This is a genomic window from Spirosoma luteum DSM 19990 (genome assembly GCF_000374065.1).
GTDB classification, from domain to species: domain Bacteria; phylum Bacteroidota; class Bacteroidia; order Cytophagales; family Spirosomataceae; genus Spirosoma; species Spirosoma luteum.
Genome location: NZ_KB893311.1, coordinates 49,978 through 68,771 on the forward strand (window position 1 = coordinate 49,978; position 18,794 = coordinate 68,771).

The following is an 18,794-nucleotide window of genomic DNA, read 5'->3' on the forward strand; positions in this document are numbered from 1 at the left end:
CATACAACCAATTCCATGCGTACCAATATCAAAACCGCCATCGTCCTGACAGTGGCCATTACCAGCTCCGTTCTGTTCACGTCCTGCACCAGTGCGGATAAAGCCGAATCCACGACCGAAACCACCGCCATCAATGCAGCCGGCACGACCGATGCCGATGCGCACAGTGGTACCCATACCTACGCCTGTCCCATGCACCCCGAAGTAACGGGGAAGGAAGGCGACATGTGCCCCAAGTGCGGCATGAAACTCGAACACAACGACAACGCGGGTAAGAGTAACGGCAAAGCCTACGTAATGAATGTCAAGACCACCCCCGCCACCATCGAAGCCGGTAAAGCGGGCTTGTTTTCGTTCACGCCGGGGGTGAAAGACAAGGAAGGCGAATTGGTGCCTCTGGATCTGCACCACGAACGGAAAATTCACCTCATCGTGGTCAGTAAAGACCTGTCTTATTTTGAGCACATCCACCCGGATTACCAGGCATCGGGTACGTACGACCTCGCCGTATTGCCCGCCAATAAGGCGTACACGGCAGGTGCCAATAAAAACGAAACTCACTTTGCCAAAGGGGGTGAGTACATCCTGTTTGCCGATTACACACCCACGGGAGGTACGCCCCAGTTAGAGAAAATCAACCTGACGGTGGGGGGGACACCCTACAAGCCGGTAACCTACTCGTCTCCTAAACTCAGTTCGACGGTGGATAACTACACGCTCGAACTGGTTCCAGAGGGCAACCAGTTCGAGGTGGGTAAACTGGCCCACATTGAGGGAGTCCTGAAAAAAGACGGCAAGGTCATGGATGCCGCCACACTGGAAAATTACCTTGGTGCCAAAGCGCACATGGTGGTAGTGGGCATCGACGACAAAAACTACCTGCATGTTCACCCGGAAGTGGTCAACGGTAAGTTCGATCTGCACACCACCTTCGAGAAAGCGGGCATCTACCGGGGCTGGGTGCAGTTTCAGGACGGCGGCAAAATCCGCACGATGGATTACGTAATTGCTGTGAAGTAAACAGTAGCTCAATTATGCTCAATCGCCTGATTCATTTCTCGCTGGCCAACCGTCTGTTTGTGGTGGCGTTTGCGGCTCTGGTGCTGGTATATGGCGTGTATACGGCGGTTCATCTGCCCGTTGACGTGTTGCCCGACCTAAACCGTCCCCGCGTGACGGTGTTTCTGGAAGCCAACGGCTTGGCCCCCGAAGAACTCGAAACGCAGGTTATCTTACCCGTCGAAACAGCCCTCAACGGGGCACCGGGGGTCGAAATCGTGCGGTCGGTGGCCTCGCCCGGTTTGGGGTTGGTGTTTGTCGAATTCGGCTGGAACACCGACATCTACCGCGCACGGCAACTGACGGCCGAGAAATTGCAGACGGTACAATTACCGGGTGGCATTACGCCCGTTATGGGACCGATCAGTTCGGTCATGGGACAGATTATGCTGGTGGGGCTGACGGCCGATACGACCAGTCCGGCCGACCTGCGCACCCTGGCCGATTTCACCATTCGTCGGCGGCTCATGAGCATCGGGGGCGTATCGCAGGTCATTCCCATCGGGGGCGAACGGCGGCAGTATCAGGTACTCATCAGCACGGCCAAACTCCGCCAGTACGGCCTGACGATTGACGATGTGGATAAAGCGATGGAAGGCACCAACCAGAATACCACCGGTGGTTTCTTCGATCATTACGGTTCGGAGGTCCTGATCCGAAACGTGGGCCGGGTGCAGACGTTAGCCGATTTATCAGCCACTGTCGTGGCCAACCAAAACGGGCTGCCCGTGTTACTATCTCAAATCGCCGAGGTCAAATTTGGCGGAGCCATCAAGCGGGGCGATGCCAGCGTGAACGGCAAACCCGCCGTGATTCTGACCGTCGAAAAACAGCCGGGCACCAGCACCGTTGAGTTGACCAAAAAGGTCGAGGTAGCTTTAGCTGAGTTGCAGAAAACCCTGCCCGGTGATGTGAAGATCAACCCCAATCTGTTCCAGCAACGGCACTTCATCGAAACCTCGCTGCAAAACGTAGAAGACGCCCTTCGCGACGGGTTTATCCTGGTGGTGATCGTGCTGTTCCTGTTTCTGCTGAATTTCCGTACCACGCTTATCACCCTGACGGCCATACCCCTATCCCTGGTGGTATCGGCCATCATCTTTAAGGCCTTCGACATTTCCATCAATACGCTGACGCTCGGCGGGCTGGCCATTGCCATTGGTGAACTGGTCGATGATGCTATTGTGGACGTAGAAAACGTTTTCCGCCGGTTGCGCGAGAACCGACAACTTAAACAGCCAAAACCCACGCTCGAAGTTATTTACCGGGCCAGTGCGGAGGTCCGAAATTCGATTGTGTACGCCACCATCATCGTGGTGCTGGTCTTTATACCCCTGTTTTATATGCAGGGCATCGAAGGCCGGATTTTTGCCCCGCTGGGCATTGCTTACATCACGAGTATCGTGGCCTCGCTAATCGTGTCGCTCACCGTTACACCCGCCCTGTGTAGCTATCTGCTGGCCAACTCAAGCCAGTCAATCAAGCCGGGCCGCACCGGCGGACCGGCGGCACCGTGGCAATTCTGGAAAAAACGGCGGTCCGGCGGTCCGGTGGCAACCGACCCGTCGGACCGACCCACCGACGACCACGAAACGGACAGCGGGCTGGTGCGCTGGTTGAAACGCAACGATACGCACCTGCTGCACTGGGGATTGAAGCGGCCCCGACTAGTTATGGGGGTGGCGGGTGTATTGATCGTAGCCGCAGCCTGCCTGGTACCCTTTTTCGGAACGGAGTTTTTGCCCCCTTTTAACGAAGGCTCATTTACCATCAACTTTTCGACTCCGGCCGGTACGTCACTGGACGAGTCGAATCAGATTGGCGTAGTGGGTGAAAAGCTCCTGATGCAGGTGCCGGAAGTGCAGTACGTGAGCCGCCGGACGGGCCGGGCCGAACTGGACGAACACGCCGAACCGCCCGCCAACTCCGAAATCGAAGTGGACCTCAAACCCTCCGACCGCCCACGGGAAGTGGTCCTGGCCGACATCCGACAAAAGATGGACGAGTTAAAGGGTGTAACGGTGAATATCGGCCAGCCCATCTCGCACCGGCTCGACCACCTTCTATCGGGCGTTCGGGCGCAGGTCGCTATCAAACTCTTCGGCAACGATCTGAACGAACTGCGTACCAACGCTGACCGCATCCGGCAAACCATCAGCAGCGTACCCGGCGTGGTCGATGTGCAGATTGAAAAACAGGTGATGGTGCCGCAGTTGGTGGTTAAACTCAAACGGGATGCGCTGCAACGCTACGGCATTCAGGCGGGCCGGGTGGCCCAGGACTTAGAGATTTTCTACAACGGGAAGGTCACGGGTCAGGTACTCGATGGCCCCAAAACGTTCGATATTCTGCTCCGGGTGCAGAACGACGAGCGGGTTGACATCGACAGGATCAAGTCCGCCGAAATCAGCGATGCCCAGGGTAATGCCATTCCGCTGGGACAGGTTGCCGATATTGCCTACACGACAGCGATCAATTCCATCGCTCACGAAAATACTTTGCGCCGGATCGTTATCTCCTGCAACGTACAGGGCCGGGATTTGGGGAGTACCGTGAAAGAATTACAGACTAAAGTAGCGCAGCAGGTCAAACTGCCGACGGGCTATTTCGTGCAGTACGGCGGGCAGTTCGAGAGTCAGCAGGAGGCTACCAGCCTGATCGGGTTGCTCAGCATTTTTTCCATTCTGGGCATTTTTCTGGTACTCTACAGCCACTTTAAATCGTCGCAGATTGTGCTGCAAATCATGCTGAATGTGCCCCTGGCCCTGATCGGTAGTGTGGTAGCCGTGATGCTGACGGGCGGCACGTTTTCGGTGGCCACTTTGGTGGGCTTCATTACCCTGACGGGCATTGCCTCCCGCAATGGCATCATGATGATTTCGCACTACATCCACCTCATTGAGCAGGAAGGTGAAACGTTCTCGGAGCACATGATTATCCGGGGGTCACTGGAACGACTGGTGCCCGTGCTGATGACCGCGCTGGTAGCCGCGCTAGCCCTCATTCCGCTTACTCTGGACGCGTCGGCGGCTGGCAAAGAAGTTCTCTATCCCGTGGCCACGGTCATTTTGGGCGGGTTGCTGTCGAGTACACTGTTAGACATCATCGTTACGCCGGTTGTGTTCCATCAGTTTGGCCGGAAGGCACTGGCCACGTATTTCCGAAATCGGAATCAGGGCGAATTCAACACGGCTGATGAGCCAACCGACCCAGCCCCGTTTAAGGAGCCTACACTAACCGAACAATGAGAGTAGCGGGCACCGGATTCAGCCCGAAAAGTTGATAACGTTGCCGGGAATTCTGTAACGAAATGGGAGCGTTTGCAGGCGATATTTGTCTAAAGTAATTTACTGTAAATAGACAAAGCGCATGGAAACGATTCAGCTTAAGACGAATATCAAGTGCGGGGGCTGCGTGGCTTCGGTTACCCCTTTTCTCAACCAGTCGGTGGGCGAGGGTAATTGGCAGGTCGATACGCAGAATCCCGATAAAGTACTGACGGTGAAAACGGTCGGCGTAACGGCCGATACCGTTAAAAAAGCCGTTCAGCAGGCGGGCTACAAGGCCGAGGTGCTGTCGTAACGGATAGTTACTTTGCCGTGAAAAAGCCGCCATTACCGGGCGGCTTTTTCGTTGGCCCTACCTGGTCGTTATTCACTGTCTAACGATAAATGATCCAATGACAGCGAAGCGTAATGACAATAAATGACAGGCGAAGCCTACTAACTAATGAAAAATTGCCATGATTGAGGGTTTGATCAAATTTTCATTTCGTAACCGATTCATTGTCCTGCTCATTGCTGCCGGGCTATTCGGTTGGGGTTCATACTCGATAAGTAATTGACACATCACATGAAAACGCTAAGAATAGTCGCGTGGCACATCCGCAACCAGGGTAGAAAATGGCTTCAGCGGCTTGCTGCTCACCTGGCGGATTCGTTCGGATACGAATTTCTATCCAAAGCCCAAACCGTAGCGTATCTAAATCCCTATCTGAACGCTCTCCATCCTGAGGGGTATGCTCTGCTCCCCGAAGTACGTGCCGTGGACAACCCGAACCGGATTATCTTTTCGAAAACGGAAGTTTGTACCGCTTCTTCACGGGTCTGGCATTACACGGCGGAGAGCAGGCAGGCGACCGTATTACGGTGCGGACTACTGATGACCGGCAAAAAAATCCTGAATACAGACTACTGGACGAGTGATGCGCTGCTGGACGGTTTTAAGTTAAGAAAAAGGCCGCTACTGAGAACTAAGGTACTGTTGGCACCATTTGGCCATTATTTTGACGGCAATTTCTTTGTAGGCTATTATGACTTTATTTTTCTAGTAGCTGCCAAACTGTGTCGTATAAAAGAATCCGTTAGTGCGGAGGATTTTCAACAGGCTATCGTATCCTATCCGCTGGTTGGTACTGATTACGAGCGCGAATTCCTGCGTTTAATGGGCTTTGGCCCCGACCAGGTTGTAGACAGCCGTCGGGTTAGGGTGCAAAGCGACAGCTGTTATCTGGGTAATCACGATAACTGGAACCATCAGAATCCGGCGGATGTGCGTCTGCTAAAGAAACACCTTGCCCCACTAATTCAAACGCCACGCACGGCCCGCACCCGGGTCTATATTTGTCGTGCCGGTCGCCGACGGGTTTTGAATGAAGAAGCACTTATTACCTTGTTACTCACCTACAATTTTGTCATCATAGAGGATAAGCCCCGTTCCCTGGCCGACCAATATGCCATTTACCACAATGCCTCATTCATTATGGGGCCTCACGGAGCCTCGTTTACTAACCTGCTCTGGTGTGAACCGGGAACGCATCTTTTCGAGTTGTTTGCCGGGGCATACGCGCCCACTCATTTTCTTTATCTGGCTCAATTACTGGGTCTGCACTACTCAGCCTACAGCAGAGACGCGGTTGGTCCGGTAGATTACACGGCAATTGGTCAGGATATAGAGGTGTCCATCCCGGCACTTGAGCAGTGTCTGAACAAGATTTTCAACAGTGTATAATGAACAGCCCATCCGTAGCCTGCAGAACCATTAGCAACCATTTTTATACGGAGTAGGGCTATTGGGAAATAATTTCTGACTGACATCTACATACATTTTTTCCTTCAACCCCGTTTTGATCAGCCACCAGTTGACGGGATGAGCTATCGGTACCAGTTCTGTCCGATGGTCCGGAACGGCAGAGGTGCCTACTGGCTGAGTGATAAGAAGCCCCTCCGTAATCCCTATTTCGGCGAACAGACACTGACCTGCGGGGAAACGAAGGAGGTACTCCAGTGAAAGGTGCTGATACAGAGTCCGATAAGCAGTCTGTTTTTAATGGCCCGCTGGTCTGTTTCGCTGAGCACCTAAGAGAGCGGGGTAGTCGAACAGAGGAAGTAAATCTGGCTTGTCACCGTCTCAGAAGGGAACAATAGCCGTCATCACCTGCCCGTCGGCTTCCCAGACGCAAACAGCCGAATGACCGGCAATGGTCACCCCCGGCAGCTGCCCCCGGCCGGGAGAAATTGGCTCACTGCCATTCAGTTTCAACCAAACCGCACCGTCTTTATCCCAGGCTAGGGCGGTACCCGACACCCCACTAACGGCTGTTACGTTGCGGCCCGTTCCTACGGCCTGTTCGGGTTGGCCGGGTACACAGGTGTACAGGGTATTTTCCCGTCGCCAAACGGTGAGCGGTTGGCCGGTAGTAGCCAACGTCACGGCTCCGCCATCCATCGGACAGGCGTTTAGTTTCCAGGTGCCAACGCCAAGTTTTTGGGCTGCAGCGTAGGTTTTGCCACCATCGGCCGAGTGAATAAGGAATAGGTCACGCGAGCCACCCATTGAGTTTCTAAACTGTATGTAAACGTTTTTCCCGCTTGCCACCATCGACACCCGGCAGCACTCACAAACTGTGCCGCCCGGTGAGCGATAAACAACCTGGTTAACCGACCAGGTACGCCCCCCATCGACTGAGGTGGCACTGACGATTTTATTCTGCCGGTCATCCCGTAAATCCAGCCAGGCCGCGTTGAACGTGCCGTCTGATGCACCTGCCACCGCCTGGAATCCCTCTTTCGCCACTTCGGGCACATCATTGATTCGCGTGGCTGGCGACCACCGGCTGGCCCTTCGGTCGAGCGAGTAGGCAACTACATTGCCGGCTTTATCGACAGCCGTAACGACGATAAACTTACTGGTGACCGCGAGTTGCGGACCACGTTTGGCACCAGCCACTAAGCCCGGCAACGTGGCAATCACCATGGGCTGACTGAAGGGCATTGTTGCTGCTTTGGCCGTTGCATAGTAAATAGTTGAATCCTGACCAAAGACCAGATGCACAGTCCCTTCAGCATCGGCAACAACGACGGGCAGATGGCCGGTTGCCACCGTTTGTGCTGTATTGACTGATTGCCCTTCGGCAGGAAGAAATTTAATTAACAGAAAGAAATAGAACAGATAGCGCATCGGCGAAGACGTAAACAGGAACACCAAGACAGCGGGTCCCTGATGTACAAGGTAGCAAAAAAAACCTCAACATCTAAACTACGTAAGCCTTTCAACAGGCTCTAACAGGTATCCGCTGCGGAACTGTAGCCGCATACATCTTCTCTTTCACCCCACTTTTAATGAGCCACCAGTTGAGGGGATAGGCCGTCAGGAAGCCGAACAGCATGCTTTCGTTCACGGCACTGCTGCCCTCAATGACCTCCCCATCGGCAGGAATACGTTCGCCGGGACGCACCAGTACCGTGTCGCCTTTATTAAGGGTATCCACCTGTACGTCGGTAATAGTCTGTCCATCCACCTTATGGGCATCGGAAGGCAACATCTGCACAATCAGTTCGAGGGAGCGCGAAGCCCCGCCACCGATTTTATATCGATGTAATGTCCCAGCAGCATGATCTCGATCAGGGTAGCCAACTCCCAGAAGAAATCCATCGGGCCGTCGCCCCGGCGCACCGGTTAGCCCATCGACACCGCCACGCTATGGACCTAGGCGGTGGTAATGGCAACGGCTACCAGCGTCATCATGCCCGGCCTGGATTGGTCCGGTTGCCGGTTGCGCAACTCACCCACCATACCGGTCAGAAACGGCCAGCCACCGTAAACGTAGATGATGCTGGCCAGACCAATAGCGATCCACTCATGCCCGGCAAGTCGAGTTCATAACCCGCCAGGTTCTGAAACATCATGGACAGCGCAATGACAGAAATCGACAGGACGATACATACCCAAAACCGGCGCAGAAAATCGGCAATCATAGCCCCATGGTCGTTGCTACCATGTCCCATCTTACAATGGTCCATTTTGCTATGTTCCATACCGGTGCCGCCCTTATGCGACTCAGGATTGTCTTGTCCGCTGTGACCATCGTGGCCGATGTGCTGGAGGGATTTCTGCTCCGCTGGTGGCTCTACGGGCTGATGGGGCGTTGCTTTGGGCGCATCCGCCATGTTCTGATGTGCCGGATCAGTCGTTGGAACGGGCTTGTCCTGGTGTTGATGCTTCATAACGCAGGAAAATAAAGTAAAAGGAGATGTCTGGTAAGAATACCGCACTCTACTAAAGCCAAAAGCACTAAAAGGAAGCCATGAACAAAAATCTTGCAAGGCTGTCGTTGAATTTTATAAACCCACCAAGCACTATAACCCCTTTTTCGTGTGTTAGTAAAGATACGAAGGAGGCCAAATGACAATGAACAGCAAGGAAACGACACGGTTGCGGATACGGGGGATGGTTTGCGCCCGTTGCATTGATGTCGTTCGTGATGAGCTGAGTCGACTCGGTCTTGAGGTCACAGAGGCCGATTTGGGGCAGGTCACGCTACGTAACCCAGTTGATGCCAACGCCCTGACCCGAATTGACGAGGTACTGGCCCATCAGGGATTTAGTATAATCGACGATCATAAACTAACCATACACCAACGCGCCAGACTGTTCGTGGATACCTACTTCGGGCAGACCGATTTAAGTGAATCCCGAACCCGCCTGTCGGCTCAACTTCAGGCGGATCTGGGATTGGAGTACGACACAATCAGCAGTCAGTTTGCCAAAGCAGAAGGCACCACGCTGGAGAAATACATTATCAGCAAGCGCATCGACAAAGTAAAGGAATGGCTGGTGTATTCCGACAATACCCTCACCGATATTGCCTACCGTACCGGATACAGCAGTGTACAGCACCTCTCGAACCAGTTTCGGCAGGTGACGGGCCTCACACCCTCCTATTTTCGGCAGGTCCGGCAGCAGAAACTGGCGTTACAGCAACAGGCTGCAACTTGAACCAGTTAATCAGACTTATTTCGTGCTGGATGGAGCAGGCCCCGCTAAAATCTCGTAAGCAGGCCGGGTAATTGTGTAACGCATCCGGGGGCCGGTATGCTGACCTTTGTCGTATAAATTCTGAACCTTATGGTACCCAACGATATAGAACAACTCATACCCTCGCCTAACGCCAAAACAGGTAGCGAAAAACGAACGCACCAAACGTTTCCGGTGCTGGAAATGACCTGCGCGGCCTGTGCGGTCAGCGTCGAGTCGATGCTGGGCCACACGCCGGGTGTGGCTAAAGCGACGGTCAACTACGCCAACCAGTCGGCTACGGTGGACTATGACCCGACGGTCATAACCCCCGCCGGTATGCAACAGGTATTGCAGGGCATTGGTTATGATTTGGTGGTCGATGTGGAAGACCCCGGTCAGGTGCAGCAGGAAGCGCAGCAACGCCAGTACGAAGCCCTGAAAAAGCGTACGATATGGGCGGTTGTGCTATCGGTGCCGGTGGTGCTGATCGGGATGTTTTTTATGGGTTCGGTTCCGTATGCCAATTACATGATGATGGCGCTGTCGGCTCCGGTGGTGTTCTGGCTGGGCCGGTCGTACTTTGTGAATGCCATAAAGCAGGCCCGCCACGGCAAAACGAACATGGATACGCTGGTGGCCCTCTCCACCGGCATTGCATTTTTGTTCAGTGCCTTCAATACGCTGTATCCGCAGTTCTGGACGAGCCGGGGACTGGAACCCCACGTTTACTTTGAAGCGGCTGCGGTGGTGATTGCCTTTATCTCGCTGGGCAAACTCCTCGAAGAACGGGCCAAATCAAATACCTCGTCGGCCATTAAAAAACTCATCGGGCTACAACCCAAAACCGTACGCATCATTGAGAAGGGTCCGGGGTCGCGTTCGACCGAGCGCGAATTGCCCATTGCGCAGGTGCAGGTAGGTCAGGTGATTGTGGTACGGCCCGGCGAAAAGATTCCGGTGGATGGGCTGGTCGAGTCGGGCGAGTCGTTCGTGGATGAGAGCATGATTTCGGGGGAGCCGGTGCCGGTGGTCAAATCAATCGGGGCGGAGGTCTTCGCTGGCACCATCAACCAAAAAGGGTCGTTCCAATTTACGGCCCGAAAAGTGGGTGCTAATACGTTGCTGGCCCAGATTATCCGGCTGGTGCAGGAAGCCCAGGGGAGTAAGGCACCGGTACAGAAACTGGTCGATAAAATTGCCGGTATCTTCGTGCCAGTCGTTATCGGTATCGCTATCCTGACGTTTATTGGCTGGATGGTTTTTGGGGGTGATAATGCCTTTACCCACGCTCTGCTGACTTCAGTGACGGTGCTGGTGATTGCCTGTCCCTGTGCGCTGGGGCTGGCCACCCCCACGGCCATCATGGTGGGTGTGGGCAAAGGGGCCGAAAACAACATCCTCATCAAAGATGCCGAAAGCCTGGAACTCGGCTACAAAGTGACGGCGGTGGTGCTGGACAAAACCGGTACCATTACCGAAGGAAAACCCACCGTGACGGACCTGACGTGGCTCGTGGCTGATGCAGACATTCCCGGGTTACAACCCGTGCTGTACGGTCTGGAAGCGCAGTCGGAACACCCGCTGGCCGATGCGGTCGTGGACCGGTTGAAAGCGGACGGCATACAGGGCACTACGCTAACCGGATTCGAGAGCCTGACGGGTCGGGGCGTAGCGGGCCGGTACAAAGAAAAAACGTACCTGATTGGTAACGACCGGCTGCTGACCGAACGCGGCATTGCTGTACCTGCTGACGTGCAGACACGGACAGCCAATTGGCAGCAGGAAGCCCGGACGGTGGTTTATTTTGCCGATGAAACGCGGATTCTGGCCGTACTCGCCATTGCCGACCCGGTGAAAGAAACATCGCGAGAAGCCATCCAGACGCTGCAAAGCCGGGGTATTGCCGTGTACATGCTCACCGGCGACAATCCCCAAACCGCCCAGGCTGTCGCCAAAGCCGTTGGCCTGACCGACTACCGGGCCGAAACCCTGCCCGCCGACAAAGCCGATTTCGTGAAGGCATTACAGGCAACCGGACAGGTAGTCGCCATGATTGGCGATGGTATCAATGACTCCCAGGCCCTGGCGCAGGCTGATGTGAGCATTGCCATGGGCCGGGGGTCGGACATTGCGATGGACGTGGCCAAGATGACGCTCATTACCTCCGATTTGAACAGCGTACCCAAAGCTCTGCAACTCTCAAAACGGACGGTGCAGACCATCCGGCAGAACCTGTTCTGGGCGTTCATCTATAACCTCATTGGCATTCCCATTGCCGCCGGATTGCTGTATCCCCTCAATGGTTTTCTGCTCAGCCCCATGATTGCCGGGGCCGCCATGGCCCTCAGTTCGGTATCCGTCGTGACCAATAGTCTGCGGCTGCGAACGGCGAAGCTGTAATCACCTGCTTCATCATAATCAACTCTTAACCGCTTATAGCTCAAATAGTAAGTCCATCCGTAACATCAGCTATTTTTACTGACTGCTACGGATGGACTTATTTCCCTAATTCGCCAGGCAGAGAACCTTACGGGAATGAGACACGGCCTGAACCGCGGACTTTTCGCTGACAGGCAGGTTACGGGTTGACGGTATAAAACGAATCCATGCCAACGGCAGCGTGATTGCTAACGTGACAATGAAATGCCCACTTGCCCGGATCATCCGGTGTCATATCGGCAACGACGGCAACGGCGGGCAGCAACTCAATCACATCGGTATTTCGCTGACTCATTACACTGACGTTTCCATGCCAGTGTGCGGTATGCACGCCCTGCACATCCCCCAGACCCAGCAAATACCACCGCACATGCTCCCCTTTGTTCATCGTCAGTCCGGGCAGGTTACCCATTATATACCCGTTGATGCTGTGCATTTTATTGCTCATCATAAAATCGGCGGGATTGGGATTGGTAAAACCGGGCAGATAAGTGGCAATGTTCTTCTTTAGGTAAGGACTTTCGTTTTCGTCGAAGATATTGTAAAGTGTTACCAGTTCCCGGTCCACATCCTTGGGCCTGGCGTCGGCAGTAGCCATGTCCCGTTTCGTTACGACGATGGCCCCAACCAGGCCCGCGTACATGTCCGTTTGCGTAAAGTTGACTCCGGAATGGTACACCCATACCACCGAACTACCCTGATTAGGCCCTGGTCCCGATTCATTCCGGGCAAAAAACTGGTAGGTATGCGTTCCGTTTGGAGCCACTAAGCTGGCGGGGTCGCCGGAGGAATTACCGGACCCCTCCGAACTTTTGGGGTAGAGCAGGCCGTGCACGTGGATACTGGTGGTAATTGAGGTCTTGTTTTTGAAGACAACCTTCACCGAATCCCCTACCACCGCCCGAATGACGGGCCCCAGTATGCCTAAGTGGGTCCACTCCGGGGTTGTTGGTTTAGGCGTGGTAAAGGAGGCATCGGTGTACTCCACGTAGCGGGCTTTCAGGTAGCTACTGCCAATGCGGGGGTGGGGACCCGATGGGCTGCGAACGGCAAATACCGAATCCATCTTGGTGAATGGCTCTCCCGAAAACACGTTTCGGCCTTCCGGTACGTAATTCCAGACAACTTCTTCGGCAGCAATGTAGTACATCCGCGTCTGCACCGCAGGAGTACCAGAAGGGGGAATATGGTCCTGTATACTACAACCGGCCAGCGTCAACAGGGAAGCGGCCAATAAAAGGGATTTACGTACGTCTTTTTTCATTGTGCATAACGTGTTAAAATGTTTGGTATAATGTTTGGTACAGCGGGTAAAAACTTAGTTTGCCCGGCTCAGTAATCTTTTAGGAAACGGGCTGGCCTTTGTTTTGTTGACTCGCTTTCGAGTCATGGTTAGCCCTATACTTACCATAGCAGTAAACACTTTTATACCTGTAGGGCCTCCTCCCTGGATGGATGTTTGCTACAGTATTTAGGCCAAATCAGACTTCCAGGGCAGTTTGGTACGCCTGTTGGTGGTAAAACTGGCATGAATGCCCATGCGTTTTCAACCCTACTTTGGAGTGTAAATAAACCGCAATAACGAGTTGGGATTCACGCTACGCCCAAATATTCTACAAGCCGACTGAGTAATCTTACAAAAACCCTATCCGATACAGGGAGTTTTTTAGACAGTGTCAGGCCGTTCGTTGACTCAACCTGGCGTTATTTCATAAGCGAGTCGCTGTCTGTTCAATAACCTCAACTAACACTGATTATGCGCATCAGTAGAATTACCAAACTAACTCAAGAACCCTGGTTGCTTGTCGGAAATCGTTACCCGGTGTTCGCTGTCCTACTAATTGTTAGCCTTCTACTGTTGCTCCCGGGTTGCGCTACGAAAGATAAAGCAGGGGGTGAAAAAAAGGGGGCTGAGTCAGAAGTTCAATCCGCAGGTCAGCGCAAGGTAAATACGGACGACGTTGTTGTTCCAGCAGGTTTGCAGATTGAAGCCGTCGCCACCGGTTTAAGTTACCCCGTAGATGTTACGTTCGATGAGCAGGGAAATACCTACGTTGCCGAAGCGGGCGGTCATACCTACGGAACGATGCCCGAACGCGCTCCCCAAGCCCGCATCCTGCAATTGATGCCCGACGGTACCACGAAGGTGCTCTACGACAAGGTGGTACCCATGGATGTCATTAAAGGAAAAGCGTCATCGAACGATATAGAAGAGGGGCTGATTCCGCCCCTCACCGGCGTTACCTACCACGACGGTAAGCTGTTTATTGCCCATCGGTCGCGCTACTCCACCTACGACTTAGCCTCCGGAGAGTTTAAAACCATCATCAACGGACTGCCTTCCTGGGGGGAGTTCCTGAACGCCAAGCCCATCTTTAAGGATGGCAAGATGTACTTTTTTCTGTCAACACAAGGCAATTCGGGGGTTATCGAAGAACACTGGGTCAAGGTAGTCGACGAATTTAACAAGCCAAACGCCCACGAAGTACCCGGCGAGGACGTAGCCCTGACCGGAAAGAACTTCTGGGTGCCGACCGACAAGATGAAATCTGTTGATGCCGACTCGGTAGAGACCGGCGCCTTTGTGGCCTTGGGCGAGAAAACGAAGCCGGGACAGGTCGTTAAGGGCGAAAAAATCTGCAACGGTGCATTCTTCAGCTGTAATCCCGATGGCAGCAATATCCAGCGCATTGCCTGGGGCCTGCGTTCCAGCTTTGGCTACCGGTTCTCGCCCGATGGCAGGCTCATCACGACCATGAACAGCGCGAACCCGATGGCCCCGCGCGGCCTTTATTTTGATTACGAACCTGTGTATGAGGTGGTGCAGGACGAGTGGTACGGTTGGCCCGATTATTACAGCGGCATACCCATTACTGACGAGCGGTTCGGGGTGAAGAAGGAAGACCGGGCGTTTGTTTTGACCGACGCTACCCACCGGAAACTGCTCCGGGGTAAAGACAAGCCCCGGCAGCCGATTGCCCGCCTGCCCGTTCACAGCGCAGCCGAAGGCATGGTGTTCGGCAACCGCACTCTGGGCGTACCGGAACAGGATATTCTGGTGGCTGAGTTTGGCGTAATCATTCCTTTCTTTAAGGGGCCAGCATACCACCCGAAACTACCTGCGGGTGTACCGACAGCGCAAAATGCACCGCCGGGCGTCAAATACGATTGGCCCGGATTCAAGGTACAGCAGGTAAACCTTTCGACCGGCAATGCCACCGATTTCATTCACAACAAAAATAACCTGCCTGCTTCGGCCAAAGGCACCGGGGGGCTGGAACGCCCAATTCAGATGGAGTGGAGCAAAGAAGGCAGTCTCTACATCGTAGATTTTGGCGTGGTCGAATTCGATGATTCGGGGATGAAGGCTCATCCGAACACCGGCGTAGTTTGGAAAGTCAGCAAATCACAACCGGCCAACTGATAGGGCTGTCACTGTTGGCAATCGTATTTTTTTGTATCCACGTTGCTGCTGGTTCATCTGTTGCCGGGCCTGATGAAATAGCCGTATCCGATCCTGTCATTTTTCGTGGCGTGATGGTTATTTATGCTGCGTACCAATCCGTCATTGGTTACGACCCTTCGTTTCTGACCGTAGCTGTACCCATACATTTTACATTGCTTCTGCCGGTGTACCTTATAGAATTAGATAGATCCTTTGTAGAATTTATGGACACTGTGCTTATCTCCCCTACAGCGTGTTATAACTATATAACTCAACATTCAATATGACAAAAAATAAGATTTTTCTGTTAACCAGACAGCAGCGAACCAAAATCGAAACGAGTAGTAACCTTTGGCTTCACTTAATCCTGATTTGTTTCATCAACGGATCCGCTTTTGCCCAGAATACCGACAACCGGCCCGTACATGAGTACACCCTAACCATCCGAAAGGAAATGGTCAACAAAACCGGCAAATCAGTGCCGGGTATTACTGTCAACGGCACCTCGCCGGGGCCAACCATCCAATTTACCGAAGGTGAATACGCCGTTATTCACGTAAAGAACGAAATGGATGTGGAAACGTCGGTCCACTGGCACGGGCTGCTGGTTCCCAACTTTTACGATGGCGTACCGTATTTGAATATCCCGCCTATTGAACCGGGAAAAACCCAGAAATACGAATTTCCCCTCAATCAATCAGGCACGTACTGGTACCACGCCCATACGATGTTGCAGGAGCAAAGCGGCCTGTTCGGGTCTATTGTAATCGAGCCAAAAGAAAAAACGCTCACTTACGACAAAGAACAGGTACTGATCTTTTCGGACTGGACCGACCAGAAACCGGAAAATGTGATGCGTAACCTCAAGCGGGGCAACGAGTGGTACAACATTCGCAAAGGCACCTCCACGCCCCTGAACCGGGTTATTCGCCGGGGGGCGTTTGGGGCGCAGTTGAATTTTTGGAAACAGCGCATGGAAAGTGCGGGCATTGCCGACGTGTATTATTCGGCCTTCATTGTCAACGGTCAGAAAACGCAGGACTACCCGGACTACAAACCGGGCGAACGGGTGCGGCTGCGCATCATCAACGGCTCAGCCTCGTCGCAGTTCTGGCTCACCTTCGGAGGTGAAGACCCGCTGCTGGTCGCGGCCGACGGGTTGAATGTGGTACCGGTGGTCCACAACAAAACCTTCATCGCCATTGCCGAAACGTATGACTTTATCGTGACTGTTCCCAAAAGCGGCAAGCTCGAAGTACGGGCATCGGTGCAGGACGGTTCGGGTACAACTTCGGCCTATCTTGGGCAGGGTGCCATTGTGGCCGCGCCTATCGTACCCCGGCCCGACAAGATTGCCATGATGCAGCAGATGGCAAAGATGAACATGCGCATGGGTGCCCCGGCCATCAAGTTTAATCTCCACGAAGTAAGTCCGCAGCAGATGATGAACAACTGGGGAATGCAGATGGGCAAAATGAAGGGCATGGAAATGTCTGATAAGTCAATGGATAGTATGGATATGTCGGATAACTCCATGCCGGACAAGACTAAGAAGCAGGGCAACAAGTCGATGAACGGGATGACGATGTCTGATGACTCGACGGGGAAGCCCCCGATGGATCACTCAAAAATGGACCACGCCAAAAATGGTTCTATGGCGAATATGGACATGAGCAAACCGGCTGACAAGCCGATGGGTGGCATGGATATGTCGAATGGTAAGCGGGATAAGGGTATGAGTGGAATGGCGATGAAAGGCGATGCGTCGGGAAAGGATATGAGCAAATCCATGCCGGGCATGAAGATGTACGCCGATTACAATTACGACTACCTCAAATCGCCGGAGAAGACGACCCTTGACCCCAACCGGCCCGTGCGGAATATCCTGCTCAACCTGACGGGCAATATGCGCCGGTACATCTGGAGCATGAATGGTGTGCCGCTCGCCGAAGCCGATAATATCGAAATCAAAAAAGGGGAAACCGTCCGGCTGACGCTCAACAACCTCACCATGATGCACCACCCCATGCACCTGCACGGGCACTTTTTCCGGGTCATCAATAAATACGGGGACTACTCGCCCCTGAAGAACGTGGCCAACGTGCCGCCGATGCAGAAGATAACCATCGAGTTTGCAGCCAATGAGTATGGCAGCTGGTTTTTTCACTGCCACGTACTATATCACTTAGTTGGGGGCATGGGCCGGGTATTCAGCTACGACACGGCGGCCCGCGACGACCGGCTGAAAGGATATCCTCTGAAAAAACTCACCCGCGAGGGCAATGGGTTTTACAACTGGGGCGTGGCCGACGTAGCTTCGCACCTGGCCCAGCTCAATCTGGTATCGTCCAACTACCGCAACCAGTTTAACGTGATGGGCGTGCGGGGCTGGAACAAACGCTTCGAGGCTGAGGTATCGTACGGACGATACCTGTATGATTACTTACAGGTGTTTGTGGGCGTCAACGCCGAAAATGAACGGCAGAGTATGCCCAATGACGTAGTGACGACGGCTATTGCCGGTGTTCGGTACCTGACGCCCTACCTGTTTGCTCTGGACGTGCGCATCGACAGCCGCCTGCGCCCCCAGATCAGTTTGAGCCGGTCGATTATGATCTTCCCGCGTACGATGCTCTTCGGTGAATACGAATATCAGGCCGATTTTGGCTGGACCAAACGACCCCTACGAGAAGGCGTACCCGAGGTCAGTCCCTACATGCGATCAGTAACCTGGTCGGCGGGGGTCGAGTACTTCTTGTCCCGGAATGTATCCATTATGGGTAGCTACGCCAACCGTTTTGGAGCGGGGGGTGGGATGTCTCTGCGCTTCTAAAATTTCGGCTCATACTTTGCTAATGACGCAATTCAGATCCAATGAAAAACGCGATCAAAAATCTCAATAAGGGTATTCTGTTGCTGGCAATGCTTTTCGTGGCGGTGGCGGCACTGGCTCACGGCGGTGACGACGAAGACACGATCCGGCAATCAGCAGCCACTCAGGTTGCTTCGGCACCAAACGTTTCTTCGGCTGTTTCTGCTGACCATGACCTGAAGCTTACCGCCGATCTGGACGATTTCCCCAACCTGCATCCGTTGGTCGTTCATTTCGCCATCGTACTGCTTTTAGTGGGCGCGTCGTTGCAGACGGCTAACGTTTACTTCATGCGCCCGGCAATTGCCTGGATTGCTTTCTGTATTGCAGCTGCTGGTGCACTGGCGGCTTATTTAGCGGGTGGTCCATACCACGCCCACACGCATGGCCTGCCTGAACAAGCCAAATTGGTCTTGGCGCAGCATGACTCCTGGGCCGACTGGACGCTCTATTTGGGCGGGGCCGGGGTGGTGTTGCAGGGTCTCAATTTAGTTTGCCTGACCAACAAACGATGGGCTGTAGCGGGCGTTGCAGCCGTACTGCTGGGGTCGGGATTTTCGGTAGCGAAGGCTGGTCACTACGGTTCGCAACTGGTGTATATTGAAGGTGTTGGCCCACAGGGCAGGTACGTCGAGTCCGAATCGACCCACGCGCACTGAGGGCAGGTTAATCACCGACATG

15 protein-coding genes are annotated in these 18,794 nt (G+C 53.8%); 10 read left to right on the forward strand and 5 right to left on the reverse strand.

Translation table 11 applies throughout. The features are described 5' to 3' along the window. The first annotated feature begins 15 nt into the window (after positions 1–15). The 5 genes from B156_RS0126115 to B156_RS0126135 all read left to right on the forward strand — a co-directional run bounded on the left by B156_RS0126115 (position 16) and on the right by B156_RS0126135 (position 6,348). The gene (locus B156_RS0126115; RefSeq protein ID WP_018622762.1) at positions 16–1,020 is read left to right on the forward strand and encodes a heavy metal-binding domain-containing protein; all 1,005 of its coding nucleotides are present in this window, start codon (positions 16–18) and stop codon (positions 1,018–1,020) included. Positions 1,021–1,034: 14 nt separating this feature from the next. Next, positions 1,035–4,307 carry an efflux RND transporter permease subunit gene (locus B156_RS0126120; RefSeq protein WP_018622763.1) on the forward strand — a complete coding sequence of 1,091 codons (3,273 nt, stop codon included), beginning with the start codon at positions 1,035–1,037 and terminating at the stop codon, positions 4,305–4,307. A 121-nt stretch (positions 4,308–4,428) separates the two neighbouring features. Next, on the forward strand, positions 4,429–4,641 hold the full coding sequence (locus tag B156_RS0126125) for a heavy-metal-associated domain-containing protein (protein ID WP_018622764.1): 213 nt from the start codon (positions 4,429–4,431) through the stop codon (positions 4,639–4,641). 270 nt (positions 4,642–4,911) lie between these two features. After that, complete coding sequence (locus B156_RS0126130) at positions 4,912–6,069, forward strand: glycosyltransferase family 61 protein (RefSeq protein ID WP_018622765.1); 1,158 nt, start codon at positions 4,912–4,914, stop codon at positions 6,067–6,069. A gap of 138 nt (positions 6,070–6,207) precedes the next feature. Next, on the forward strand, positions 6,208–6,348 hold the full coding sequence (locus tag B156_RS0126135; protein WP_018622766.1) for a DUF3347 domain-containing protein: 141 nt from the start codon (positions 6,208–6,210) through the stop codon (positions 6,346–6,348). 120 nt (positions 6,349–6,468) lie between these two features. Here B156_RS0126135 and B156_RS0126140 read toward each other — a convergent pair whose 3' ends face one another. From B156_RS0126140 to B156_RS32335, 4 genes are all read right to left on the reverse strand, one after another. Further along, positions 6,469–7,518, reverse strand: coding sequence for a sialidase family protein (locus B156_RS0126140; RefSeq protein ID WP_018622767.1), 1,050 nt, complete (start codon positions 7,516–7,518; stop codon positions 6,469–6,471). A 91-nt stretch (positions 7,519–7,609) separates the two neighbouring features. Then, complete coding sequence (locus tag B156_RS32330) at positions 7,610–7,882, reverse strand: P-type ATPase actuator domain-containing protein (RefSeq protein WP_245563857.1); 273 nt, start codon at positions 7,880–7,882, stop codon at positions 7,610–7,612. A gap of 8 nt (positions 7,883–7,890) precedes the next feature. After that, positions 7,891–8,013, reverse strand: coding sequence for a hypothetical protein (locus B156_RS32455; RefSeq protein WP_281167540.1), 123 nt, complete (start codon positions 8,011–8,013; stop codon positions 7,891–7,893). A 125-nt stretch (positions 8,014–8,138) separates the two neighbouring features. Next, on the reverse strand, positions 8,139–8,564 hold the full coding sequence (locus B156_RS32335) for a hypothetical protein (protein ID WP_052635802.1): 426 nt from the start codon (positions 8,562–8,564) through the stop codon (positions 8,139–8,141). A 178-nt stretch (positions 8,565–8,742) separates the two neighbouring features. Between B156_RS32335 and B156_RS0126170 the strand changes: the two genes are divergently transcribed. Both B156_RS0126170 and B156_RS0126175 read left to right on the forward strand, forming a co-directional pair. Further along, on the forward strand, positions 8,743–9,336 hold the full coding sequence (locus tag B156_RS0126170) for a helix-turn-helix domain-containing protein (RefSeq protein ID WP_026261077.1): 594 nt from the start codon (positions 8,743–8,745) through the stop codon (positions 9,334–9,336). 129 nt (positions 9,337–9,465) lie between these two features. Then, entirely contained in the window at positions 9,466–11,757 is a 2,292-nt protein-coding gene (locus B156_RS0126175) for a heavy metal translocating P-type ATPase (protein ID WP_018622771.1), read from the forward strand. 178 nt (positions 11,758–11,935) lie between these two features. Here B156_RS0126175 and B156_RS0126180 read toward each other — a convergent pair whose 3' ends face one another. After that, entirely contained in the window at positions 11,936–13,060 is a 1,125-nt protein-coding gene (locus tag B156_RS0126180; RefSeq protein WP_018622772.1) for a multicopper oxidase domain-containing protein, read from the reverse strand. 492 nt (positions 13,061–13,552) lie between these two features. On the opposite strand from B156_RS0126180, the gene B156_RS0126185 reads away from it, so the two are divergent. The 3 genes from B156_RS0126185 (at position 13,553) to B156_RS0126195 (ending at position 18,772) form a co-directional block, all read left to right on the forward strand. Beyond that, on the forward strand, positions 13,553–15,220 hold the full coding sequence (locus B156_RS0126185) for a PQQ-dependent sugar dehydrogenase family protein (protein WP_018622773.1): 1,668 nt from the start codon (positions 13,553–13,555) through the stop codon (positions 15,218–15,220). Positions 15,221–15,524: 304 nt separating this feature from the next. Next, positions 15,525–18,074: a multicopper oxidase domain-containing protein gene (locus B156_RS0126190; protein ID WP_018622774.1), complete on the forward strand. Its 2,550-nt coding sequence runs from the start codon at positions 15,525–15,527 to the stop codon at positions 18,072–18,074. 41 nt (positions 18,075–18,115) lie between these two features. Continuing rightward, positions 18,116–18,772, forward strand: a complete 657-nt coding sequence (locus B156_RS0126195) for a DUF2231 domain-containing protein (RefSeq protein ID WP_018622775.1) — start codon at positions 18,116–18,118, stop codon at positions 18,770–18,772. The last annotated feature ends 22 nt before the right edge of the window (positions 18,773–18,794 follow it).